We start from the raw sequence: 25,043 nt of genomic DNA on the forward strand, positions 1-25,043 counted from the left end.
TTCACATTTGCCGGCCATGGAGAGTAAATCATGAGTATCAAAGACCTGTTCAGCCGTAAGGCTCCCCCTACAACTGCTGCCACCCCAACATCTTCTAATGGTGCGCAAGCCAATGCAGGGGCCCCCGCGAAACCTGCGAGCCCAGCGGCAACCTCACAGAAGGCTGCAACACCCAGCCCGCCTTCCCAGACACCTCCGTCGGCCAGCCCGTTACGCGACATGACGGAGAAAATGACGACCCCAACACCCACCCCGGCTACCGACGCACTCAATAGCCAGATCGTACAGGCCGTGCAGTTCAGCAATAGCGAAACCGCTGCATACGCCTCGAACCAGGTGGCCATCGCCCCCAATATGATGATCACCCAGGCAGGCGGGCTCGTGGCGCAATCGGCAGCCAACTATTTCGACGGCGCCAGCAAATTGGCGCTGGCCAGCAAAAGCGTGCTGCTGAAGGACATGACGGCAAAGTTCGCCAAAGAAGACCTCAAGGGCGCAGCCGAAGATGCGCTGGGCGTGCTGATTACCGACTTATTGATGGGTACTGCCGCCGCCGTGGCTGCCGCCGCAGGTGCAATAGAAGCCGAATCCGCCCACTTCGCACTGGATAAGATCGACCAGAGCATCGAGAAATACCAGGCGCTGCTAGATAAAAAAAGTGGCACCCCTTAACAGGTGGTGCCGCCAATAAATGCAACTGCCAATTAAATAAAGCTACTGCTATTGGAGAAAGAAAATGATACCAAACAAGTTGCATTTAATGTCTTAATCGAAGTTATAGCTGGGCATAACACATATAAGCCTAAAGCCAATATCGATATCAACGATTTAAGCCGGTTAATTAATTTCCCGTCCGAAATCTAGATCGTTTCTTATTAAGCCAATATTTCTTATATCGCATCGATTAATACCAACCACAGCACTTGGTAGTACGTATCCCGCCAGCTAAAGGCAAACACTCTTATTTCTAACACTACTCACGATATGCCGTGGACAGGGTTTATTGCACGTCGCGTCTGGTCCCTATTAACCGAAATTCAAACAGGAAACCATCATGCTGAAAATCAATACGCTTGTATTGGGCGGTGGCGGCGCCAAGGGCATTGTCTACCCACAAACCCTGCGAAGATTGCACGAGGAAGGCTTGATCAATCTGCAGAAAATCAAGAACGTTGCGGGCTCCAGTGCTGGTGCGCTAACCAGTTATATCCTTGCTTTGGGTGGTACGCCTTATGCAATCGAGAAAATTGCCCCCACCATTTCCGAAGCCCTCCCATTTGCCACTAAAAAACTGGCAAATAAAGGACAGGCCCGCATCGTACTGGATCGGGCCACCACGGTATTCGACCCTCCTCCTCCCCGCCTGGATGGTTCGGCAATTCCATCGGTATTACAGCTCTGGACCAAGGTGGCCTTACTGCACATCCTCAGAAAAATCACCGAAACGGAATTGGACGACGAAGGCTATGGCTATATCAGCATTGCAGGCGACAGATTCGACCTGCTGCAATTTGGCGACGACAGCAGCGACTACGAAAGATACTTCTGGAAATACGATATCGATGTGGAAAGCGACCGTGCCGGCATTGCTGAATTACGGCAGGCCCTGGCTAGTGGCCTGCAGCAGATAGAAGACTTTGGCGCTTATCTGGTCAGCACCCATCAACGTATCGTCTTGCTACTGGAGAGGCTGAAAATCAAAGCCGGTTGGAAACATTTAGCTGTTACGGCAACACGGCTTTACCAGGACAACTCGCGCACAGAGGCGCTGTCTGCCGAATTCGGCTCACTGAATTACGTATCTTCCAAATTACGCAGCAATATCCCACCAAGCGAGAGCAACCCCATCTACAAGGCTTTTATCAAGAACCGCGGTACATGCCTGATGGCAGCAGCACAAGCCAGCGGCGCTTTTCCTCTGCTCTTCGCGCCCAGCCCGCTTGGCAGCTCCCCTTCGATACGGGACTTTTTCTATACCGATGGTGGCTGCATGAGCAATATGCCGGTTGAGCTGCCTATCTTCCTCGACAGCCTTATCAGCGACAGTCAGGGTGAATACCAGATACTTGCCTTGGGGCTGAACAGTAACGATGAAGCCAGCGCCTTGACACCCGATATGGTGATACGGTTTGCACAGAAGTTGATGTTGCCGACCTTGCACAAAGTCATCATCAACCCAAGTCAGGATTCTTTCTTTGCCAAGGCGAAGAAGGAAATTTGCAAAAACATCATCGCCAGTACCGATGACAATGTCGGGAAATTGTTCAACTTCAAGATGAAGCCCGGCGGCAACTACCAGATCTTCTACATCACCATGGAACCTGACGCGCCAATCTCGCTGACCACCGAGATTCCTAACGGCCGCTACGCTACCGAAGTGAATGCCGCCATCGATAAATATGCCCGTAAAACACAAAAAGCCCTGGTGAGGCTGGAAGAGCAAATCTCGCCGGACCAGCATTGGTCGGACATGATTCAGATACCTGCATTCAACTTCTAACGACTTCACGATACAACCTCGCAACCCGATTCTCTTGGAATCGGGTTGTTCTTATTGCAATAGCCTGCCACGCCGGGCATCCACATACATCGTTGTCACAAACCCGCCGCCAAAACGTCCCTATTCAATAGAAGCCAAGTGATTCACCAGCCTAGCAGCAAGGTGGCAAGTGATGATCTTGCCCACAGACCGGGAAACCAGCTCCTCCTCCGGAATAACTTCAGCACAACAAATAGCTGTTCCAGAACGTAAAAAGACACCCGATCCACAGCAGTCAACAGGCTATCTAGGTATGCCGAAGCTGAGCAGGAGCCCAATACATCTGCTGTCAGCCATCGTGACGCTGACTACCGACAAACTATGGGACCTGCTGCTGTTGGACATGGCCAGGCATTTACCCCTGGTCGAACAGGGACGATTTCTGCTCATGACCGGCCTTTTACTACTGGTAATCACCACATTCAGCACTACCCTAACGCAGTACTGGATAGAAAATGAAAGCCGCGGAGTAGCCTTGGCCAAGGGGCTGTCTTTAGGGGTGCTGGCCGGCATCCCTTATTCCTTCGGCGATACAGAAGTGGGCCTGGTGTTCATGGCCTGGTCCGGCATCAATGAATTACAAAAAGCCAGCATGCAAGACTGAGTTAAATCAACCACTACACAGGAGGTATTTCATGACTCTCTTTTCCACTTTACGCCGCAAGCTGCATTGCCTGCCGTTATTACTGCTACTCCCCTTCGCCCCACTTCATGCTGCCAACGATGCACCGGCATTACCAGCGCTCGGTACCGACCCGGCACAGAACACAGTGTCCGGGCTTTCGTCTGGAGCTTTTATGGCTACGCAGTTCAGCGTTGCCTATTCATCGGGCATTGTGGGTGCGGGCATCGTAGCTGGCGGCCCGTATTACTGCGCAGGATCAGGTTCCTACAATGGACCGAACCGCTTTCTGATGACTGCAACAACCCAATGCATGACGCCGTTGGGACCAGCACCATCGGGTGAACAGGCTTTCCGGCAGGCCCAGCAGTTTGCCCAGGCCAATGAAATTGATGCGACCAGTAACATCGAGCGGCAGCGCATCTATATTTTTACCGGTGCGTCTGACAGCATTGTCAAACCCAAGGTTGTAGCCCAGACCAAAGCCTTCTATGTTGCTGCTGGTGTAGCGCCTTCACAGCTTAAGTACGTCGACAATGTCAACGCAGGCCATGCGCTGATTACCAATAACCGTGGTGACCTGCGTTGTTCCGCCAACGCTGCACCCAATATCAATGACTGCGATTTCTTCCAATCGCAGGATATTCTGCGGCACCTCTATGGAGAGCTGGCTCCACCCGTTACCCAACTCAGCGGGCAGATTATCGACTTCAATCAGTCAGAGTTCTTCGAAGGTAATAACACCGGTCTCGCCCCTGTGGGCCATGCTTACGTACCTGCAGCCTGCCGTACGGATAGCTGCCGAGTGCACGTAGTGTTTCACGGTTGCACACAGGAGGATGCGCGTATCGGCGACCGCTTCTACCGTACGACAGGCTATAACGAACTGGCAGACAGCAACCGCATCGTGGTGCTCTATCCTCAGATACGAACCAACCCTGTGCGCAATCCAAAAGGTTGTTGGGACTTTTGGGGCTATAGCAGCCAGGACGCGGTTCACCCTGACTTCTACATGAAGAAAGCACCACAGATGGCTGCGATCTGGGCCATGTTGCAACGCCTGAGCAGCCCCCGTCCCTAAGAATAAGGTAAACAGACATGACCGAGTATCCAATAACAACGTGGCTACGCAGCCTTGAAAACTCGCTGCAAGCATCGCAAAGCTTATACGCCGGCCTGGCAGCGCTCTGTCAACCAACGGCAACGGACTTAAAACAAGGGCTCAAAGCTTGTATGGACAGCGGACAGCGTGTAAGCGACTGGCAGCAGACGCAACAGCAGTCCGCATGGTCAGCGTTCTGTTCAAATGGCGATATGCCGGCATTGATCAACTATTGCCAGCAATACAGCGATACCGACCATCAGCTACGTCATGAGCTACTGAACTGGCAGATGCAAATACCTATGCTGATGCAACAACAGCTGTACAGCTTCCTGAATAATTGCCTGGATGTACGCAGCAGCGGGGATGGCATGCTGGCGTTTATCGCCTTGCAAGAGTCTGCTACCCAACAATGGAAAGCACATTACGAGGCGCTACAGCAGCTCATCAGCTCTGCACCACCTGCCTATATGGCTGGGCTACAGCAGTACTTGCAATTTGCTGAGGCCCCTGGCCCTTCCCAGGCGGTTCATTAGAGCCAGTCCCTAGAGAGTGATCCCTGCAATGGGGGTCACTCTTTGTTCTGTACCGATACCTTCGCTTCGTCTGTTGATCAACCAAATAAGCTGTTCCCCCAAGCATTCTCCACACAGCATCAGCTGGTAAACAACTGCCCCACTGGCACTACCGCTTCACATACCCCTCTAATTTGCGTCCCTGAGGCAACCGCTCAGTTTGCCTTCAGGTGGTATCCCGTTCGCCAAAAAGGAGCCGATATGCAAACCAACGCCAAGGGCATCAATTTGATCAAGCAATACGAGGGGCTACGTCTGAAGGCTTACCAGGACGTAGTCGGGGTATGGACTATCGGCTACGGCCATACCGGCAGCGACGTACATGCCGGCCTGACGATTACCTCGGCACAAGCCACACAGCTGCTGCAAAAGGACCTGCAATACTTTGAAAATGGCGTCAGCAAGCTGGTTACCGTCCCACTGAACAGCAACCAGTTCTCAGCCCTTGTCAGCTTCAGCTACAACGTGGGTCTTAACAACCTAGGCAGTTCCACATTGTTGCGTCTGCTGAATCAAGGAAACTACGCCGGCGCAGCACAGCAATTCCCACGCTGGGACCGCGCAGGAAACCAGGTACTGCCTGGATTGCTTGCCCGGCGGCAGGCAGAGCAGGCGTTGTTCCTGCAACCCGTCTGAGAACCTGGTTCGATCCTACTGCGCAGCAGTGATCAGGGCTTATGTGCTGCTCGAAATCCTCATGTACAAAAGTACATTCCGGTTTCTGTGCTGCTCTGCACCCTGCTGACAGCTGCTCGCGACAGATCGCGAACAGGTTCTGAGAAATTGCATACGTGGTTACTCGCAAAGTGAGATGTCGTTCAAGAACAGCGTCAGAGCCGGCTCCAAGTCTTGCGAGCTAGCGCAAGGCAAGGCAAGGCAAGGCAAAAACGCCCGAGGTGACGGAGTTTACAAGTGGTAAATGAGTACGCCGAGGATGTTTTTAACGCCGTATTGCCGACGCACAGCAGACTTTGGATTGGTTCTCAGACCAGCGTCACACGAAAACCCCCACAACGTTCATACAGCAGCCTTGCCGGTTGCCCGGTAAGGCCATTAACGCGCGGCAATACGCCGCCTAGCCTGGAGGGCACCCACCATGAACGATGAGCTGAACAACCTGCACGATACTGTCTCCAACCTGCTGAGCAATGGCTTGCACAACTGGGGAGATGCCTTGACGCAGGCCGCATCTGACCACGACGACAATAAATTTCTCAGCACAATCCAAGCGCTGCTGACGATACGTAATGTCTTAACGCCGCTGGTATCGGGCCAGACAACCAGCACACCACCGGAAGGGGCCGGCCATGGCTGAGGATGCCTTGAACCCGGACCTGCGCCAGATTGCGGAAGAGTATCTGTCCCGATCGTTGAGCCCGGAAGAAGAACAACAGTTATTGAGCCTGCAACAACGCATACAGAACCAACCGCCTGCCACACCCAACCAGAACCTGTTGGCCCAGCAACAGGTACAGCAGACCATTGCGCAGGGGCAGACACAGGCGAGTTCCAATATGCGCGACATTTTGGAATCGATCCAGGCCAGTTCGAGCAAAGCCTTACAAGTGCAGGCATCAGAAGAGCAGGCGATTCTCAAGCTGCTGGAGGGTAGCCAGAGCCTGGCAGAGTTACGGCCTTCCAACCTGAAGCCAGCCATGGCTGGACTGCAATCTGCCAGCCAACTGGCGCTGACGCAGATTGCCGAACACTTGGCGAACCTGGCCAAGAAAGAGGTACAGAACTGTTTCAACCAGTACTTTGGTCCACTTACCCAGCAATTACAGGCAGTGATCACCCAACTGCAGAGCCAGCAGGAAAAGACGGACAGCCCACCCGCTACTGCACAAACAACGGAGCCACCAGCCGTTCACACCCCACCAAGCACAGCGTCCATGCAGTAGCACGAAAACAAGTCGGGCGCTGACTCAACAGACATCACCCAGGCGAAATTCCCGACAGCGTGCCTTACTTTTCAACCTGCAAACAGGAGTTATCAAATGGCTTTCCCAACTTCAGTCAATGACCAGATCACCGATGCCGTTACTCAGAGCAATGTAAAGGTTCTCGGTGAAGCGCCTGCAATGGCAATGGGTTCCATGTTCCAGACCATGGCCCACTCCACCGGCATCCTGTTTGAGAATGCGGTATCGGCACAGCAACAGCAAAACACACTTACACAAGCCGCTTCCAACATGGGTGTGATGCAGATCTACAGTGTAGATACGATGGCTGGCGCTGCGGGTACCGAAAAAGTCTCGCAAGCAGGCATCGCAGACAATCTGACCAGTCTGCTGACCGTGTTGCAGTCTTTCCGCCGTTAAAGCACGAAGACTAGAAAAGGAGCCAGACAATGGCATTCCCTACCGCAGTCAATAATCAGATCACAGATGCCGTAACCCAGGCCAATGTCAAAGTGTTGGCGGAAGCGCCAGGCATGGCCATGGGCGCACTGTTCCAGACCATGGCCCACTCCACCGGGATTCTGTTTGAGAACAGCATATCGGCACAGCAGCAGCAAAACACCTTATCTCAGGCCGGTTCCAATATGGGCGTCATGCAGATCTACAGCGTGGACACCATGGCCGATGCCGCCGCCACCGAGAAAGTGTCGCAAGGGGGTGTTGCTGACAATCTGACCAGCATGATGACGGTACTCAAGAGCTTCCAGAAGTAAGTAGAAGCCGGCACACAACCTTACTGATTGAAACAGGAGAAAACCAATGGCTTTCCCGACTTCCGTAAATAACCAGATCACCGATGCCGTCACCCAGTCCAACGTCAAGGTACTGGGCGAAGCACCCGCCATGGCCATGGGGTCCATCTACCAGACCATGGCCCATTCCACCGGCATTCTGTTTGAAAACGCAGTATCCGCACAGCAACAACAAAACACGCTGGCACAAGCCGCATCCAACCAAGGTGTCATGCAGATCTACAGCATGAACACAATGGCGGGTGCCGCCGCCACCGAAAAAGTGGCGCAAGGCGGTATTGCCGACAACCTGACCAGCCTGCTAACGGTACTGCAATCATTTGGTAATCGAACTGGTTTGTAATTTGACCCAAGCTTTGTAAATTTCTCTTTTATCACGATCTCCTGCCCCGGTTTTCCGGGGCTCTTTTTTTCCACAGATGCCAGTACCCATAAGCTGAAAAGCATCGACATCTCCCCTTGCGGTACCGGTCGAGATCAACTTAACCAACTGGGATGAGATGGCTGCAACAGAGGGTAAAAGCGGTTTTCCAACGGATTGCACTGGTAGGTGAGAAACATACTGCAAATCTTGCAATGCTTTGATCCAGGCAGAAGTTGCCTGATCAATTATCGTGCTGCACCCAGACATGGAACCGGTTCTTACCGGCGCATTTGGCGTCGTACATAGCCGCATCAGCCCGTTGCAGTAAGGTGGCGCCATCTGTCTTGGCACTGCCTTCACGCATTGCGATACCAATACTGGTACCGATGTTGACAATGGACCCCCCCAAATCGACGGGCTCACCCAGTCGCTTCACAATGGCTTGTGCAATTCGCTGTGCATCGTGGTCACCATCCACCAGACCCGACAGCAGAATGACGAATTCGTCGCCGCCCAGGCGAGCCAGGGTGTCGCTGTCCCGCACACAAGCACTAAGCCGGCTTGCGACTTCCTTGAGTAATAAGTCTCCTGCTTCATGGCCATATCGGTCATTTACCGCCTTGAAACCATCGAGGTCGAGAAACAAGAGTGCCGACTGCTTGGTACTCACATTTTCGGCGCAATGCACCTGCAGCTTTGTTTCAAATGCCCGCCGATTAGGAAGGCCAGTCAACACATCATGCTCAGCCAGATGAAGCAACATGGCTTCATGGCGACGGCGCTCGCTGATATCGCGCAGGAAGGCGCTATACAAGAAGTACTCACCAGTACGGACACCCGAGAGGGTCATCTCAATCGGTATTTCACCCCTGTCGCCCGTACAGGCAATCAATTCCAAGCGCTGTACTGTGGCCTGATTACCTGAAGCCAGCTCCAACGCCTGCATAAACGCATCTCGTTGGTGCTTGGGAATCAGCATGTCTTCCAGACGACGGCCCAGCATATCCTGGCAACTCCAACCAAATACCAACGCTGCTTGTCGGTTCCAATCGGTCACAACGCCATCGTTGTTGATAGCGACAAAGGCTTCGCCCGAGCTTTCGATAATCAACCGTGTACGCGCCTCACTGGCGCGCAAGGTTTCTTCCGACAAACGCCGTCGCTCCACCTCCTGGGCAAGTGTTGTCAGCGCCTGGGTACGTTCCGCCAATAACTGCTGGTTGAGTTCGAACTGTTGCTGATGGCTGATTGCCGCACCTATCAAACCGGCCATCAGCTGCAAGGTCTGCAAATCTGCCGGGGAAAAAGCATTGGCCTGGTTGCTCAGAATCTTAAGCACTCCAACCACTCGGCCGCGGTCTACCAGCGGTGTAACGACCATGCTTGCCGCCCCCACCTTCTGGCATGCAGCATAATCAACCCGCAGGTCCGTACTGGTATCCGGGCAATCAAGCATCTGGCCGGTAATCACACACCGTCCTGAAAGACTGCCCTCCTTCTTTATGCGTAACCCGATATAAGGCCGAACACTGCCGCTGGCTGCCCGGTAGACCATCTGCTCACCCTCTGCCAGCTCCACAACCGCACCCGTTGCGGGGGTAAGCATCAATATACGTTCCACAACGATGACCATGAAGCCTTCAAGCTCCAGCTCTGCCTGGGCCAGATGCGACTGGGTGGTAATGACTTCATTCAGATGAAGCGTCTGCCGTTCCAGCTTCACAATGGCTTCGCTGCGATCGCGCATTGCATCAAGCAGATGGTTACTCAGCGCCAATGCGCCCGTTGCGCGCTCTTCCAAAAGTATCTGCGTAGTCTGGGGACAACTGCCGTCCTCAGTATCTGCACTGGTCCCGAACCACTGGAGTGTCGGTCCGCCAGGCGACCGTATAGGCACCGCATGATGAAGATGTCGCCGCCATGAACCATCACTGACACAGCGTAGCCGGGCTTCCATCTCAAACACGGTATTGTCTGCCAATGCAGTTTTCCAGCATGCCAGCCAAGCTGCTTTGTCGTCCGGATGAAGCGAGTCCTCGAATTTGCTCGCACCCTCGCCATTTGCTCCCGCTACTGAGAAGGCTTCCCAGCGCTTATTCACGTAATTCACGTGTCCATCGACATCGGCAGTCCAGACAATCTGCGGCATAAGATCCGCCAGCATGCGAAATCGCTTATCGCTGGACAAAGCTGCTGCGTCAGAAGGGGGTGAGGGACTTGGATTAGTCATCGTGCCATCACAACCAGGGTTGCGTACCTGTAACCCGGACGATCCTCTCCATATCATCGAATGGATGGATTCAATATACCCTTGTTATCTGCTTCCTGATGCCCCAATCATCCTTCGAATGAAATTACGGACCCACGAGAGGGTGAAATTCATCTGTATGTTTCTATCTCAGTCTCTGTGCCATTGGGTATCCTCAGAGCCTCCTACGTTCCAGCTGCTGGCATAGCGCTGTATTCCCACTTCAGGGGCGAGGTAGATTTGCTGAAACAAATGACTTCAAGGAAACAGAGAAAAATATATGTCGTTGTTTTCCACAGAGATTAATAACTTTTGGCAGGCTTCCTTTCTGAATGGCGAGGTCCTGTGCCGTAAAGACAATTTAACGGTTGCCATAAATCCAGCGCTGAGTGAGGACAGGCGGGCGATGTTGTTAGAGACCGCTGACGGTCAAATCAACGCGGTCCTGACGCCAGCACTCATAGACAAGCTGAAGCTGAATCGGGACCAAAACCTATCTGAGCAAGCGCTACGACAGAAACTGCGTGAGGGGTACGTGGAGCTGCACGGTGCGGACTACGTTTTCTACTTCTCAGAAGCGGCAAAGCAAATCTTGCTTGAGGAGGCGCCGTTACACACGATTCGTCAACTAAGTGCAGCAGATGAGGCTGTATTTGCTGAATTCCAATCCTCGGCTTCCGAGCAAGATTTGGACGATGCATATGTCGAACTTGACCACTGGGCGGTCTTCGGTGCCTTTGAGAACAAACGCCTAGTCTGTGCCGCCAGTATGTACCCCTGGGAGGGCCAAAAGATTGCAGACCTTGGCGTACTTACGCTACCGCTGTTCCGAGGCAGGAGTTACGCAAGTAACGTGGTGCGTGCAATCAGCCGCTATGCCTGCAATTTGGGGTACGAGCCGCAATACCGTTGCCAAATTGATAATCACGCCTCCACTGCATTGGCCAAGAAAGCGGGGCTAGCCCAGTTTGGGAAGTGGGAAGTGATCTCTCCCGACTCCACTGAATAAGTATTGGTAGTCCCCGTTTCTATCAGATTGCCTCCACCGCTACCGCTTCAATCTGCGACCGCAACCAACACAAAGCTGGATCACGGTCGCGGGTGGCGTGCCAAATCAAGCCAACAGTGAAGCTGGGCAGCGCCAGGGGTATGGGTGATGTCGCGAGGCTGAAATACTGCCGCCAATGCTCTGCCTGCACTTCGGGCACACAGGCCAAGGCTGGTAATTGGCGCAGCAGGTTGGGCAAAACCCCGAAATGCGGTGTGGTATAGGCCACACGGCGTGCCAAGCCTTGCTCAGACAGGATACGATCTACCACACCTTCGCTGGCAGCACGATAGGTGACCAGCAGATGTGGAAAAGCGAGGAATTGTTCGAGCGTCAGCGGTGATGCCAGGGCAACCTGTCGTGGGTCGTAAGTGCACGCGAAACCCATTTTTCGCAACGGCTGGGCATAGCGTAGCGGCGTGTCGCTATCAAAGGTGGAAGACGAAGGCAGAATCGCCAACGCGATCTCGTCCTGGTCCAGCATCGCTTGGACCTGAAATGGATCGGCAGTCTTCACGGCAATGCGCAGTCCTGGCGCCAATTGCTGCAGCCGTGTGCAAAGCCGCGGCATCAGCCAGATTTCCACCCAGTCTGGCATACCGAGCACAAAAGTCCGTTCAGCCTTGGTCGGGTCGAACACGGTCGGCTCAAACAACACAGACTGGATACTGGCAACGACCGGCTTCAGCGTGGCTTCAAGCTCCAGCGCCTTAACCGTCGGCACCATACCCTGGGCGGTGCGCACCAGCAGCGGATCGTCAAACAAAGTGCGCAGACGCGCCAAAGCGGCACTGACAGCTGGTTGGCCCAGATACAGCTTCTCGGCAGCCCGCGATACGCTGCGTTCGCGCAACAACACCAGCAAGGTCACCAACAGATTGAGATCGACCCGTCTGAAATCGATTTCCTTGATGGTCACCATCTCTTCAATCGATTTGAATAATGAAAGCGCTGATTGGATCATTGCCGCACTCGCCAACGCAAGGCCCAACACTAGCGGATGGCCCACACAACAATCGAATCAAGAGGATGAATCCATGCCCGCGCTGAACACCACCTTGCTCCGCTCCGCGCTTATCACCGCCTTGTCGGCATTGCCAGTGATCAGTCTGGCGCTCGTACCACAAATCGGCCACGCCGCCGTCCCACAGGTCAAAACCCAGGCACCCGGCTACTACCGCATGATGTTGGGCGATTTCGAGATTACCGCCCTGTCCGATGGGACCATCACGCTGCCACTGGAAAAACTGCTGACCGACACCACACCGGCACAGATCCGCAACCTCCAGGCGCGCGCCAATCTGGGCAGCGAAGTGGAAACATCGATCAACGCCTACCTGATCAACACCGGGTCGCAATTGCTACTGGTCGATACCGGTGCTGGCCGGCTGTTTGGTGGCAAAGGCGGCGGCCAGTTGCTGGTCAACCTGCAAGCAGCGGGCTATCGTGCCGAAGACGTCGACGCCGTGCTGTTGACCCATGTCCATGGCGACCATTCGGGCGGCCTGACGGTGGACGGCAAGATGGTCTTCCCTAACGCCACTATCTATACCGATAAGCGCGAAGCCGAGTTCTGGCTTAATCCCGCCAATAAAGCCGAAGCGGCGCAACGCCATAAACATAGCTTCCCCGAAGCAACCACAGCGCTGTCGCCCTATGCCGCCGCCGGTCGCTTGAAGACCTTTGCCGGAGATACCGAACTGTTCCCGGGCGTACGCAGTGTCGCCGTACCAGGCCATACGCCGGGTCATACTTTCTACGTGGTGGAAAGCAAAGGCCAGCAACTGCAATTCTGGGGTGATACCGTCCACGCCCAGCATGTACAGCTCCCCAAACCGGCGGTGACGATCCAATTCGACATCGACAGCCCGGCAGCAGCAAAGCAGCGCAAACGCGTATTTGCCGACGCGGCTACGAAGCAATACTGGGTCGCGGCCGCACATATTGCTTTCCCCGGTATAGGTCATCTGCGCAAGGAAACGTCAGGCTTTAGCTGGGTGCCCGCAAATTACGCGATTCCACGTTGATAGTAACAAGGGCGCGTCCACGGCATCGCCGTCGACACGCCCTGTTTATACTCAGGCCGCGCGTTTAGTCGCCTGACGTCACTCAACCGTAACCGACTTGGCTAGGTTGCGAGGCTTATCCACATCGGTACCGCGTGCCAGGGCGGTGTGGTAGGCCAACAGCTGAACTGGGATGGCATGTACGACTGGGCTGAGCACGCCGACATGACGTGGAGTACGGATAACGTGCACGCCTTCCGATTCGCCAAAGCCACTGTCGAGATCGGCAAAGACGAAAAGCTCGCCGCCACGGGCACGAACTTCCTGCATGTTCGACTTCACTTTTTCCAGCAGTGCATCGTTAGGGGCGATCACCACAACGGGCATCGCTTCATCCACGAGCGCTAGCGGACCGTGCTTAAGCTCGCCCGCGGCATAGGCTTCAGCATGGATGTAGGTGATCTCCTTGAGCTTGAGCGCGCCTTCCATAGCAATGGGGTAATGAACACCACGGCCCAGATACAGTGAGTGCTGCTTAGGCGCAAAGCGGTCTGCCCAGGGTTTGATTTGCGGTTCAAGGTTCAACGCATGCTGCACGCTGCCGGGCAACTGGCGCAACGCATCCAGGTAGCTTTGTTCCTGGTCCTTGTCGAAACGGTTGTTCAGCTTGCCCAAGGTTGCGGCCAGGGTAAACAGTGCAGCCAGTTGGGTGGTGAACGCCTTGGTCGAGGCAACGCCAATCTCAGCCCCAGCACGGGTATAGAACACCAACTTGCTGGCACGGGGAATAGCCGACTCCTGCACATTGCAGATAGACAAGCTAAGGCTATGGCCAAGTGACTGGGCGTATTTCAGCGCTTCCATCGTGTCCAGCGTTTCACCGGACTGCGAGATGGTAACGATAAGGTGCTTGGGGTTGGCAACCGCTTCGCGGTACCGATATTCACTGGCGATTTCCACAGTACAAGGCAGCTTGGCGATACTCTCGATCCAGTACTTGGCCACTGAACCCGCATAGAAGCTGGTACCACAGGCGAGGATTTGCACGCCTTGCACCTGGCTGAGTAGGTCGCCCCCTTTATCGCCAAACAATGCTGGGCTGAAGCCTTGCTCCAACACCTGTTCAATCGTGTCGGCCAAGGCTTTTGGCTGCTCGTGGATTTCCTTTTGCATGAAGTGGCGATATGGGCCCAGCTCCAACGAAGCGAGTGAGACCTCGGATAGACGCACGGGGCGCTCTACTGACTGACCGGCTTGGTCGAAAACACGCACGTTGCCGGTAGTAAGCGCAGCGACATCGCCTTCTTCCAGGAAGATCACTTTACGGGTGGCGGCAAGCACAGCCGAGACATCCGATGCGATAAAGTTTTCGCCTTCACCCAGACCGATCAGCAACGGGCAACCCATGCGGGCGCAAACCAGAAGATCAGGCTGCTTGATGGCGATGACGCCAATAGCATAAGCACCGTGCAATTCTCGCACTGCCTTTTGCACTGCAGCCAGCAAGTCCCCAGTTTCCTTCAAGTAGTGCTCAACCAAATGGGCGATGACTTCGGTATCGGTCTGCGATTCGAATACGTATCCCAGTTCCTTTAGGCGCTGACGCTGCTCATCATGGTTTTCGATGATCCCGTTATGTACCACCGCAACTTGCTTGGAAATATGCGGGTGGGCATTAGGTTCGGTTACACCACCATGGGTAGCCCAACGGGTATGACCGATACCCAGCTTGCCATGCAGGCTTTCTGCCTGAGCTGCGTTTTCCATCTCGGCGACACGGCCCACACGACGCACACGCTGTAATACGCCATCAACCAAAACGGCCACGCCCGAGGAATCGTAACCACGGTATTCAAGCCGCTTCAGCCCATCTATCAGGTGAGCCACAACATTACGTTGCGCAATTGCGCCAACAATTCCACACATTGGATTACCTCCCAAAAGTATTTTTTGCAAGTCTAGGCAGACTTTGACATGCCGTGAGTATGTTTTCGTCATTGCCAATTTGTTTCTTATTATACATTTGGCATACAACTACTCCCAGACAGGGCCCAAAGGCTATTCTTTCAACTAACCATCTATCCAGAAAACATAGAGCGGAAAAGAATAACGGCCGCTAACTGCGGCCGTTACAGAACACTCTATCTATAGATATAAACCTTATCCTTTGGCGACTTTCTCTGGCTTTTTCCACCCAAGAATCGACTTCTGATCGCGTGCTCGGCAGATCGTCAACGCATCGGCAGGCGCATTCTTGGTGATGGTGGACCCAGCAGCAACGTAGGCACGATCAGCAATCGTTACCGGTGCTACCAGCTGGCTATCTGTACCAATAAAAGCATCGTCACCAATCGTAGTCACGAACTTGTTTGCACCATCGTAATTACAGGTAATCACACCAGCAGAAACATTGACCCGTTCGCCAATCACCGCGTCGCCAAGATAAGCCAAGTGACCGGCCTTTGTACCGTTGCCTAATTTGGCCTTCTTGACTTCGACAAAGTTACCGATATGTACTTTCTCGCCCAATATCGAGTCTGGCCGTAAGCGAGCAAATGGTCCGAGGTCGGACCCCGCCCCCACCACGCTGTCTTCGATAACGGTATTGGCTTTAATAATGACACCATCGCCCAAAGTGGCATTCTTCAAATAGACGTTCGGGCCAATCTTCACGCCGTTACCCAGTTTAATCTTGCCTTCCAGAATAACGTTGACGTCGATCTCCACGTCCTGCCCATGCTCTACTGTGCCGCGCAAATCAAAGCGGCTTGGGTCGAGCAGCGTCACGCCTCCAGCCAACAATTTATCAGCCTGCCGGCGTTGATAGACCCGTTCCAACTCGGCGAGCTGGCGCTTATCGTTCACGCCAGCAGGCTCCCACGCATCAGAAGCGATAACCCCGGTAACGGCCACACCGTTATCCACTGCCATCGCTATTACATCGGTGAGGTAGTACTCACCTTGCGCGTTAGCATTCTTCAAACGAGGCAACCAGTCACGCAGATGCTTGAGGGGAACAGCAATAAACCCGGTATTGATCTCGCGTATCGACTTCTCGGCATCGCTCGCGTCTTTCTGTTCAACAATCCGAACAATTCGGCCTGCTGGATCACGCACGATGCGACCATACCCTGTTGGGTTGTCCATTACCGCAGTCAACACAGCAAGCTTGTCTTCGCCTGCTGCCTCCAGGAGCATCTTCAAGGTAGACGCAGTGATCAGTGGACAATCGCCATACAAAACCAGCGCCACACCCTCGCTACAGGCTGACAGGGCCTGGGCTAATGCATGCCCAGTGCCGAGTTGCTCCGCTTGATGTGCCCAACGCACATCGGGTTGGTTCGCAAAAGCCGCCTTTACCTGTTCACCACCATGTCCATAGACCACAACCAGACGCTCTGCCGCTAGCGCACGCCCCGCTTCCAATACATGCCCCAGCATTGGCAAGCCCGCAATAGGCTGCAATACCTTCGGCAACTTGGAATTCATACGCTTGCCCTGGCCGGCAGCGAGGATGATGACATTCAATGACATGGCGAATCCACAAACAGAAATGAGGGTAGGAGGGAATTATCGTAGCGCGAGCTAAAAAGGGAAACTGGGACAGTACCTAGCAACTCCACCACGTCAACAAGAAACCAAACAGCAAGTACATTCCACCGCACCATCAAAACAAAAAGGCAACCCGAAGGCTGCCTTTCTGACTTAGCACCCGAAGGGCTTGATCAAGCGCGGTTACGCAACTTCTTGATCGCAGCCAACTGGGCTGCCGCCTGCGCCAATTCGGCCTGAGCCGCGGCATAGTCGATCGAACCCGAACGGTTGCTCAATGCTTCTTCGGCCCGCTTCTTGGCCTCCAGCGCTTTCGCCTCATCAAGGTCGCTACCGCGAATAGCCGTGTCGGCCAGAACCGTCACGACATGCGGTTGCACTTCGAGGATACCGCCGGATACATAGACCAGCACTTCCTCGTCGTTGCTATTGGCGACCTTGATCCGCAACGCACCCGCTTTGATACGGGTGAGCAACGGGGCGTGGCGCGGCAGCACACCGATTTCGCCCATCTCACCCGGTGCTACCAAGAACTCGGCAGTACCAGAGTAGATTTGCTCTTCAGCGCTTACTACGTCCACATGCATGGTCATGGCCATATCTCGCTACCTTATGCCAGGGTCTTGGCTTTTTCGACAGCTTCGTCGATGCCACCAACCATGTAGAAGGCTTGTTCCGGCAGATGGTCGTACTCACCAGCCAGAATACCCTTGAAGCCGCGCAGCGTTTCTTTCAGCGACACATACTTACCAGGCGCGCCGGTGAACACTTCGGCGACGTGGAAAGGCTGCGACAGGAAGCGCTGGATCTTACGGGCACGGGCCACAACCAGCTTATCTTCCGGCGACAACTCATCCATACCCAGAATCGCGATGATGTCACGCAGTTCCTTGTAACGCTGCAGGGTCTGCTGCACGCCACGGGCCACCGAGTAGTGATCTTCACCCACGATTTGTGGGTCCAGCTGACGCGAAGTCGAGTCGAGCGGGTCCACAGCAGGATAGATACCCAGCGATGCGATATCACGCGACAACACAACCGTAGCATCCAAGTGGGCGAAGGTTGTAGCAGGCGACGGGTCGGTCAAGTCATCGGCTGGCACGTAAACGGCCTGGATGGAGGTGATCGAACCGGTCTTGGTCGAAGTGATACGCTCTTGCAAGCGGCCCATTTCGTCAGCCAGTGTAGGCTGGTAACCCACGGCGGACGGCATACGACCCAACAACGCGGACACTTCAGTACCCGCCAGGGTGTAGCGGTAGATGTTGTCCACGAAGAACAACACATCACGACCCTTGCCCTTTTCGTCCTTCTCGTCACGGAAGTACTCGGCCATGGTCAGACCGGTCAACGCAGCGCGCAGACGGTTGCCAGGAGGCTCATTCATCTGGCCGTAAACCATGGCCACCTTCGACTCGGCCAGGTTGTCCAGCTTGATAACGCCGGAATCAGCCATCTCGTGGTAGAAGTCGTTACCTTCACGAGTACGCTCACCCACCCCAGCAAACACCGACAGACCCGAGTGAGCCTTGGCGATGTTGTTGATGAGTTCCAACATGTTCACGGTCTTGCCCACACCGGCGCCACCGAACAGACCCACCTTACCGCCCTTGGCGAACGGACAGATCAGATCGATAACCTTGATACCGGTTTCCAGCAAGTCCACCGAGCTCGACAATTCGTCGAACTTAGGGGCTTTACGGTGGATAGACCAACGCTCTTCAGCAACCACGGGACCGACTTCATCCACCGGGTTACCCAGCACGTCCATGATACGGCCCAGCGTAGCCTTACCAACCGGTACCGAAATCGGGTTACCGGTGTTCAGCACAGGTTGGCCACGCTTCACGCCATCAGTCGAACCCATGGCGATTGCACGGACCACGCCATCACCCAGCTGCTGCTGAACTTCCAGCGTCAGTTCCGGGTTGGCCAGCGTCAGCGCGTCAAATACCTTTGGCATGGCATCACGTGGAAATTCCACGTCAACCACCGGGCCAATGATTTGCACGATTTTACCTTGGCTCATCGTTGCATTCCTTAATGTTAAATACTGTTCCGCGCTGCGATCAAACCGCTGCTGCACCAGCGACGATTTCCGACAATTCCTTGGTGATGGCTGCCTGACGGGTCTTGTTGTAGACCAGCTTAAGCTCATCGATCACCGTTCCGGCGTTATCGGAAGCGGCCTTCATGGCTACCATCCGAGCACTTTGCTCAGAAGCGATGTTTTCGGAAACTGCCTGGTAAACCAACGCCTCGATATAGCGAATCAGCAAATCGTCAATCACCACTTCCGGCGCCGGTTCGTAGACATACTCGAACGGGTGGTTGCTAACCGGTTTCATACGGTCGGCTGGCACCGGCAGGAGCTGTTCTACCACCGGTTCCTGCCGCATCGTGTTGATGAAGCGGGTATAGACGATATGCAGTTCATCGATCCGGCCAGCCATATAGGCATCAAGCATGACTTTGACCGGGCCGATCAACTTCTCGAGGTGCGGCGTATCGCCAAGCTGCGTAACGTGCGAAACCACACGGCCGCCTGTGCGCTGCATGAAGCCAAAGCCTTTATTACCAATGGCACTGACATCGACTTCGATACCAGCCTGTTGCCAGGCTTTCATCTGATTCAGCGAGGCACGCAACACGTTGGTGTTGAGGCCACCGCACAAACCCTTGTCAGTGGTTACCACGATAATACCGACGCGCTTCACTTGCGCACGCTTGGTCAGGAAGGGGTGGGCGTAATCCACCAAAGCCTGGGCCAGATGAGCAGTCACGTTACGGATCTTCTCACCGTAAGGACGAGCCGCCTTCATTCGGGCCTGGGCCTTGCGCATCTTGGACGCAGCCACCATTTCCATGGCGCGGGTGATCTTGCGCGTGTTCTGCACGCTCTTGATCTTGTTGCGTATTTCCTTGCCGCCAGCCATGACTTGACCTTTCTCTCGTTAGATCAAATCAGTAAGCGCCAGTGGCTTTGAACGACTTGATGGCTTCCGCCAGTTTCTTGTCGTTGTCGCCAGACAGCTCACCCTTGCCATCCATCTCAGCGACGATATCGGCATGGTTGGCTTTGACATAGGCATACAGAGCGGATTCGAAAGCCAGGGCCTTTTCAACCGGCACATCATCAGCCAAGCCTTTTTCCACTGCGTACAGGGTCACAGACAACTGCGAAACCTTGAACGGCGCGTACTGGCCTTGCTTCAGGAGCTCAGTCACCAGACGACCGCGGTCCAGCTGCTTACGAGTGGCTTCGTCAAGATCGGAAGCAAACTGGGCAAAAGCTGCCAGTTCGCGGTACTGCGCCAGCGCGGTACGGATACCACCAGCGAGTTTCTTGACTACTTTGGTCTGAGCAGCACCACCAACGCGCGACACCGAGATACCGGCGTTAATGGCGGGGCGGATACCAGCATTGAACAGGTCCGACTCCAGGAAGATCTGGCCATCAGTAATCGAGATCACGTTGGTCGGCACGAAAGCAGACACGTCACCAGCTTGGGTCTCAATGATAGGTAGAGCGGTCAACGAACCGGTCTTACCCTTCACAGCACCGTTGGTGATCTTCTCGATGTAGTCTTCGTTAACGCGCGATGCACGTTCCAGCAGACGCGAGTGGATGTAGAACACATCACCTGGATAAGCTTCACGGCCCGGCGGGCGACGCAGCAGCAGCGAGATCTGACGGTAGGCAACAGCTTGCTTGGACAAGTCGTCGTATACGATCAGGGCATCTTCACCGATGTCGCGGAAGTATTCACCCATAGCACAACCAGCATAGGGCGACAGATATTGCATGGCTGCCGATTCAGAGGCAGATGCCGCAACCACGATGGTGTGATCCAGGGCGCCGTGCTCTTCCAGCTTGCGCACTACGTTAGCGATCGACGAAGCCTTCTGGCCGATAGCAACGTAAATACAGGTAACGCCATTACCCTTCTGGTTGATAATGGCATCCAGCGCCACAGCGGTCTTACCGGTCTGGCGGTCCCCAATGATCAACTCACGCTGGCCACGACCAACCGGCACCATGGCGTCAATCGCCTTGATACCTGTTTGCAGTGGCTGCGAAACGGATTGACGTGCGATAACGCCCGGTGCGATCTTCTCGATCGGGCTGGAACCGGATGCGTTGATCGGGCCCTTGCCATCGATAGGCTGGCCCAACGCGTTCACAACACGACCACGCAGTTCCGGACCAACCGGCACTTCAAGGATACGACCGGTGCACTTTACTTCCGAACCTTCGGAAATGTGCTCGTAGTCACCCAACACCACGGCACCTACGGAGTCACGCTCCAGATTCAGGGCCAGACCAAAGGTGTTGCCCGCGAATTCGAGCATTTCGCCCTGCATGACTTCAGACAAGCCATGCACACGGACGATACCGTCAGACACCGAAACCACGGTGCCAGTCGTGCGGCTTTCTGCGCCTGCGGACAGGTTCTGAATCTTGCTCTTGATCAGATCACTGATCTCGGACGGATTCAATTGCATTGTTTGCACTCCAAAATGATTACTCGCTCACCACGTCAGCGCGTTAGTGGGCGAGGCGGGCCGAAAGCGCAGCAAGCTTGCCACGCACCGAGGCGTCGATGACGTCATCACCCACAGTCATACGCACACCACCGATCAAATCAGGGTTGGTACTGACAATGGTTTCAACCTTCTTACCGCTACGCGCAGCCAGAATGGACTTGATCTCGTCCAACTGGGCAGCGTTCAGTTCAAAGGCCGACTCGATGTGCGCTGTGACCGAACCCTCTGCACTTGCCTTCAATTGCTCGAACAGCTCGGCAATATAGGGCAACAGAGCAAAGCGGCGGCTCTCCAACACGGTAGCAATAAAATTGCTTACATGCGGTGTAGCGCGCGCGCCAAGCAGTTCGGTAAGAAGCGCTTGGACCTGGCTCGCGGAGAACTTCGGATTGGCGGCGAACTCGGCTGCAGTCGGGTCTTGTGCGGCGGCGGCCAGCATGGCCAACACTTCCGACCAAGCCGGCAGGCTGTTCGCTTCCTTCGCCAACCGGAACACAGCTTCGGCGTAGGGTCTTGCGACGGTTATGAGTTCAGCCATGAGCGTTTACAGCTCCGCTTTAAGGGAAGTGAGCAAATCAGCGTGACGAACAGCGTCCACTTCCTTGCGCAGAATCTTCTCTGCGCCAGCGATAGCCAGAGCAGAAACCTGCTGACGCAGCACTTCCTTGGCGTGATGGACTTGCTGATCAACTTCAGCCTTGGCACCCGCGATCAAGCGGTCGCCTTCGACACGAGCTGCGTCTTTGGCTTCCTCCACGATCTGGGTAGCGCGCTTCTCAGCTTGAGCGATAATTTCGGTCGCTTGCGACTTGGCTTTGCGCAGTTCTTCTGCGGCGCGCTTTTCTGCGAGCTCAAGATCGTGCTTGGCGCGGTCAGCAGCGGACAAGCCGTCTGCTATACGCTTTGCACGTTCTTCCAGCGTCGCGATAAGCGGCGGCCAGATGAACTTCCAGGTGACCAGCACCAGAATAGCGAAGACCAACGCTTGCCCGAACAAGGACGCGTTAATATTCATGAGTTAACCCCTTGATGGAGAAAGGGTTGCTTACTTAATCAGGGCGACCAATGGGTTACCGAAGGCAAACATCAGAGCAACGGCAACAGTGATAATGAAGATGGCGTCAACCAGACCAGCAATAACGAACAACTTAGGTTGCAGGGCAGCAGCGGATTCAGGCTGACGAGCAGCGCCTTCCAAGAACTTGGCACCAACCAATGCCACGCCGATAGCTGCGCCAACGCCTGCCAAGCCGATCATCAAGCCGATGGCAATAGCGGTGAATTGCTGAACGTTAGCGATCAGGACTGCTTGTTCCATTTGATACTCCTAGGTAAGGATGGTGATTTACGAAAAAAGGGTACGACAAAATCAGTAAAGCTTCCGCAAGGCTTAGTGCTCTTCGACCGCCAGGCCACAGTAAACAATGGTCAGCATCATGAAGATGTAGGCTTGCAGAATCACAATCAGGATGTGGAAGATCGCCCAGGCAGAGCCAGCTACAACTTGACCCAGCAAGCCAAGGATGGAACCAGGATTAGCACCGGTCCAGCTCATCCCCAAGAGAGCGATCAACAGGAATACCAACTCACCGGCAAACATATTGCCGACCAATCGCAAGGCCAGCGATAAACCGCGTGAACCGTATTCGATCAACTGCATCGCGCCATTGATAGGGATCAGAATGATCTTCATTGCCGTACCCTCTGCATGGAAGGGGGCAGTGAAGAACTCGACCACGAAACCAACCAGACCCTTGGCTTGGATGCCGAGAACAACAGACAGCAGCACCACTGACAACGACATGGCCAGACCCTGATTAATGTCGGCAGTCGGCACCACTTTCAAGTATTGAATGCCAAACATGGCGGCAATCTTGGGCAACAGGTCAACCGGCAAAAAGTCCATCGCATTCATCAGCGTGACCCAGACAAACACCGTCAAAGCCAGAGGCGCAACAATCTTGCTCTTACCGTGGAAAATGTCCCTTACGTTGCTATCGACTAACTCAATGATCAGTTCGATAAACAGCTGGAATTTAGAAGGCTTGTCTACCGAAGCCCGGCGCGCAACCAAACCGAAGACACCAACAAAGATAAAACCCAGAATCAGGGCGATCCAGAAGGTATCGAGATGGAAATGACTAGGATCTGCAGGATCAGTGAGTGCCGGATTGGCGCGCAGATTCATCAAGTGGTGCGAGATGTACTCTGTCGCGTTAGCGGGTGCGTTATGTTCAGCCGACATATGTGTGAGTAATGTTTTATTTGGAAATAAGTACCAGTAAATAGGCCACCAAAGCGGCCACGAACGCACCGGCAAACCACAGTGCATTCGCCCCGAAGATGATGTAGCCGGCAACCAATAACGCCAGAGACACTACAATCTTGACGATCTCTGCCATTAAAAACTGGGCATAGAGCGCCTTCGGGGCCGGAATTCCTTCGAATCGGCTGACTCGGCCATAGGCAAATACCGCCACGATCTGGCTCAAGCCACCACAAAGGGCGGCGAGCATCGCTTTGGCATCGGCGATAAAAAATGCTGTCGCAGCAACAACCCCTGTCAGGGCCGACATCACGAGCAGCACGGCGCGAATCTGCTTCCTCAATTTCTCCGACGGGGAGAGGGGTTGAGAAAACTCGCGGATGTTAGCGTTCTCTTGGTGCATAGGTCAAGCCGAACGCCTTGCAGCAGGGCGTAATCATCTGTTTTTTTTGAAAATTTAGCGCTGAAACGAGTGGGATATTGAGCAATCTGCAGAGGATCGCTCAATAAGAATTGATATCAACACTAGTATCTAGTGGCGCAATAAAGCCAACAAGGTATCGAGTTGATCCAAAGAACCGTACTCTATGGTCACCTTGCCCCGGCCTTTGCGCCCTGCCGCTATTTGCACCCGAGCGCCAAGCTTGTCGGAAAGATCCTCCTCCAACCGGGCTAGGTCAGGATCGACCTTTTTCTGCAAAACAATCGCCTGTGCGTTTTGCCCCGCCAACAGGCTCTGGACCAGCTTTTCCGTCTCTCGTACCGACAGACCTTTTTCAGCAACCAATTTCGCAACTTCAATCTGCTTAAAGACAGGCAAAGCAAGCAAAGCACGCGCATGGCCCATATCAAGGGCGCCTTGCATCAGCTGCTCCCTCACCGGCTCCGCCAGATTCAAGAGACGCAACAGGTTGGTAACCGCCGAGCGTGACTTGCCAACCGCATGTGCACAGGCTTCATGCGTCATACCGAACTCTTCAATCAACCGTTGCAGGCCAACAGCTTCCTCAAGCGGGTTCAAGTTCTCGCGCTGGATGTTCTCAATCAGCGCCATTACCAGCACCACTTCATCCGAGACCTTCCGGATAACTGCGGGCAGTTCAGTCAATCCAGCTTTTTGCGCAGCACGCCAGCGTCTTTCACCTGCGATAATTTCATAGCGGTCTATGCCGGTTTCACGCACCAGAATCGGCTGAATCACACCCTGGGTACGGATACTCTCCGCCAAATCAGCCAAGGCATGCTCATCCATATGCGTACGCGGTTGGTACTTACCTGGCTGCAAGTAGTGCACGGGCAACGCCTGCAGCTTCTCTTCCGGCGCCGTGGCACTACCCAGCAGGGCATCCAGACCGCGACCGAGACCTTTGAACTTGGTCATATATTTTGACTTCCATAACGGTCATACCTGAGATCAGTGGGTCACTTCATTTACGGACCACACCCTCACACTCAACCTT

The 25,043-nt window shown here is 54.4% G+C and carries 27 protein-coding genes; 13 read left to right on the top strand and 14 right to left on the bottom strand.

What is annotated here, in order from left to right; genetic code table 11:
- Nucleotides 1-30 precede the first annotated feature (30 nt).
- From ACUHMQ_RS05705 to ACUHMQ_RS05755, 11 genes are all read left to right on the top strand, one after another.
- On the top strand, nt 31-672 hold the full coding sequence (locus ACUHMQ_RS05705; protein WP_445294486.1) for a hypothetical protein: 642 nt from the start codon (nt 31-33) through the stop codon (nt 670-672).
- A gap of 382 nt (nt 673-1,054) precedes the next feature.
- Nucleotides 1,055-2,500 (top strand): patatin-like phospholipase family protein, encoded by a 1,446-nt coding sequence (locus ACUHMQ_RS05710; protein ID WP_445294487.1) that lies wholly within the window; start codon nt 1,055-1,057, stop codon nt 2,498-2,500.
- Between the two features lie 292 nt (nt 2,501-2,792).
- The gene (locus tag ACUHMQ_RS05715; protein ID WP_445294488.1) at nt 2,793-3,143 is read left to right on the top strand and encodes a hypothetical protein; all 351 of its coding nucleotides are present in this window, start codon (nt 2,793-2,795) and stop codon (nt 3,141-3,143) included.
- Between the two features lie 31 nt (nt 3,144-3,174).
- Nucleotides 3,175-4,242: an extracellular catalytic domain type 2 short-chain-length polyhydroxyalkanoate depolymerase gene (locus tag ACUHMQ_RS05720; RefSeq protein WP_445294489.1), complete on the top strand. Its 1,068-nt coding sequence runs from the start codon at nt 3,175-3,177 to the stop codon at nt 4,240-4,242.
- A gap of 17 nt (nt 4,243-4,259) precedes the next feature.
- Complete coding sequence (locus ACUHMQ_RS05725) at nt 4,260-4,799, top strand: hypothetical protein (RefSeq protein ID WP_445294490.1); 540 nt, start codon at nt 4,260-4,262, stop codon at nt 4,797-4,799.
- A gap of 240 nt (nt 4,800-5,039) precedes the next feature.
- Nucleotides 5,040-5,474 (top strand): lysozyme, encoded by a 435-nt coding sequence (locus ACUHMQ_RS05730; protein ID WP_445294491.1) that lies wholly within the window; start codon nt 5,040-5,042, stop codon nt 5,472-5,474.
- Nucleotides 5,475-5,934: 460 nt separating this feature from the next.
- Entirely contained in the window at nt 5,935-6,153 is a 219-nt protein-coding gene (locus tag ACUHMQ_RS05735) for a hypothetical protein (protein WP_445294492.1), read from the top strand.
- Entirely contained in the window at nt 6,146-6,739 is a 594-nt protein-coding gene (locus ACUHMQ_RS05740) for a hypothetical protein (protein WP_445294493.1), read from the top strand. Before ACUHMQ_RS05735 ends, ACUHMQ_RS05740 begins: the two co-directional genes overlap by 8 nt.
- Before the next feature lie 96 nt (nt 6,740-6,835).
- Complete coding sequence (locus ACUHMQ_RS05745; RefSeq protein WP_445294494.1) at nt 6,836-7,159, top strand: RebB family R body protein; 324 nt, start codon at nt 6,836-6,838, stop codon at nt 7,157-7,159.
- A gap of 29 nt (nt 7,160-7,188) precedes the next feature.
- Nucleotides 7,189-7,512, top strand: a complete 324-nt coding sequence (locus ACUHMQ_RS05750; protein WP_445294495.1) for a RebB family R body protein — start codon at nt 7,189-7,191, stop codon at nt 7,510-7,512.
- A 46-nt stretch (nt 7,513-7,558) separates the two neighbouring features.
- The gene (locus ACUHMQ_RS05755; protein WP_445294496.1) at nt 7,559-7,894 is read left to right on the top strand and encodes a RebB family R body protein; all 336 of its coding nucleotides are present in this window, start codon (nt 7,559-7,561) and stop codon (nt 7,892-7,894) included.
- A gap of 262 nt (nt 7,895-8,156) precedes the next feature.
- Here the strand turns inward: ACUHMQ_RS05755 and ACUHMQ_RS05760 are convergent, their stop codons facing one another.
- A complete protein-coding gene (locus ACUHMQ_RS05760; protein WP_445294497.1) occupies nt 8,157-10,145 on the bottom strand; it encodes a diguanylate cyclase domain-containing protein in 1,989 nt (662 codons plus the stop codon).
- Between the two features lie 298 nt (nt 10,146-10,443).
- Here ACUHMQ_RS05760 and ACUHMQ_RS05765 point away from each other — a divergent pair, with 298 nt between their 5' ends.
- Nucleotides 10,444-11,172: a GNAT family N-acetyltransferase gene (locus tag ACUHMQ_RS05765; protein ID WP_445294498.1), complete on the top strand. Its 729-nt coding sequence runs from the start codon at nt 10,444-10,446 to the stop codon at nt 11,170-11,172.
- 22 nt (nt 11,173-11,194) lie between these two features.
- Here ACUHMQ_RS05765 and ACUHMQ_RS05770 read toward each other — a convergent pair whose 3' ends face one another.
- Nucleotides 11,195-12,220, bottom strand: coding sequence for a LysR family transcriptional regulator (locus ACUHMQ_RS05770; RefSeq protein WP_445294499.1), 1,026 nt, complete (start codon nt 12,218-12,220; stop codon nt 11,195-11,197).
- A 28-nt stretch (nt 12,221-12,248) separates the two neighbouring features.
- On the opposite strand from ACUHMQ_RS05770, the gene ACUHMQ_RS05775 reads away from it, so the two are divergent.
- Complete coding sequence (locus ACUHMQ_RS05775; RefSeq protein WP_445294500.1) at nt 12,249-13,238, top strand: MBL fold metallo-hydrolase; 990 nt, start codon at nt 12,249-12,251, stop codon at nt 13,236-13,238.
- Between the two features lie 78 nt (nt 13,239-13,316).
- On the opposite strand, the gene glmS is transcribed toward ACUHMQ_RS05775, so the two are convergent.
- The 12 genes from glmS to ACUHMQ_RS05835 form a co-directional block, all read right to left on the bottom strand.
- The gene (gene glmS / locus ACUHMQ_RS05780) at nt 13,317-15,143 is read right to left on the bottom strand and encodes a glutamine--fructose-6-phosphate transaminase (isomerizing) (protein WP_445294501.1); all 1,827 of its coding nucleotides are present in this window, start codon (nt 15,141-15,143) and stop codon (nt 13,317-13,319) included.
- A gap of 234 nt (nt 15,144-15,377) precedes the next feature.
- The gene (gene glmU, locus ACUHMQ_RS05785) at nt 15,378-16,751 is read right to left on the bottom strand and encodes a bifunctional UDP-N-acetylglucosamine diphosphorylase/glucosamine-1-phosphate N-acetyltransferase GlmU (protein WP_445294502.1); all 1,374 of its coding nucleotides are present in this window, start codon (nt 16,749-16,751) and stop codon (nt 15,378-15,380) included.
- A 191-nt stretch (nt 16,752-16,942) separates the two neighbouring features.
- On the bottom strand, nt 16,943-17,368 hold the full coding sequence (locus ACUHMQ_RS05790) for a F0F1 ATP synthase subunit epsilon (RefSeq protein WP_445294503.1): 426 nt from the start codon (nt 17,366-17,368) through the stop codon (nt 16,943-16,945).
- A gap of 11 nt (nt 17,369-17,379) precedes the next feature.
- Nucleotides 17,380-18,798 carry a F0F1 ATP synthase subunit beta gene (gene atpD / locus ACUHMQ_RS05795; RefSeq protein WP_445294504.1) on the bottom strand — a complete coding sequence of 473 codons (1,419 nt, stop codon included), beginning with the start codon at nt 18,796-18,798 and terminating at the stop codon, nt 17,380-17,382.
- A 40-nt stretch (nt 18,799-18,838) separates the two neighbouring features.
- Entirely contained in the window at nt 18,839-19,705 is an 867-nt protein-coding gene (atpG, locus tag ACUHMQ_RS05800) for a F0F1 ATP synthase subunit gamma (protein WP_445294505.1), read from the bottom strand.
- A 28-nt stretch (nt 19,706-19,733) separates the two neighbouring features.
- Nucleotides 19,734-21,275, bottom strand: a complete 1,542-nt coding sequence (gene atpA / locus ACUHMQ_RS05805; protein WP_445294506.1) for a F0F1 ATP synthase subunit alpha — start codon at nt 21,273-21,275, stop codon at nt 19,734-19,736.
- Between the two features lie 43 nt (nt 21,276-21,318).
- Nucleotides 21,319-21,855, bottom strand: coding sequence for a F0F1 ATP synthase subunit delta (locus ACUHMQ_RS05810; RefSeq protein ID WP_445294507.1), 537 nt, complete (start codon nt 21,853-21,855; stop codon nt 21,319-21,321).
- A gap of 6 nt (nt 21,856-21,861) precedes the next feature.
- Nucleotides 21,862-22,332, bottom strand: coding sequence for a F0F1 ATP synthase subunit B (locus ACUHMQ_RS05815; RefSeq protein ID WP_445294508.1), 471 nt, complete (start codon nt 22,330-22,332; stop codon nt 21,862-21,864).
- 30 nt (nt 22,333-22,362) lie between these two features.
- Entirely contained in the window at nt 22,363-22,635 is a 273-nt protein-coding gene (gene atpE / locus ACUHMQ_RS05820) for a F0F1 ATP synthase subunit C (RefSeq protein WP_445294509.1), read from the bottom strand.
- Nucleotides 22,636-22,707: 72 nt separating this feature from the next.
- Nucleotides 22,708-23,562 carry a F0F1 ATP synthase subunit A gene (gene atpB, locus ACUHMQ_RS05825; protein WP_445294510.1) on the bottom strand — a complete coding sequence of 285 codons (855 nt, stop codon included), beginning with the start codon at nt 23,560-23,562 and terminating at the stop codon, nt 22,708-22,710.
- Between the two features lie 16 nt (nt 23,563-23,578).
- Nucleotides 23,579-23,986: a hypothetical protein gene (locus ACUHMQ_RS05830; RefSeq protein ID WP_445294511.1), complete on the bottom strand. Its 408-nt coding sequence runs from the start codon at nt 23,984-23,986 to the stop codon at nt 23,579-23,581.
- A gap of 129 nt (nt 23,987-24,115) precedes the next feature.
- Nucleotides 24,116-24,964: a ParB/RepB/Spo0J family partition protein gene (locus tag ACUHMQ_RS05835; RefSeq protein WP_445294512.1), complete on the bottom strand. Its 849-nt coding sequence runs from the start codon at nt 24,962-24,964 to the stop codon at nt 24,116-24,118.
- Nucleotides 24,965-25,043: the final 79 nt, after the last annotated feature.

The sequence above is a fragment of the Chitinimonas violaceus genome, from assembly GCF_052601015.1.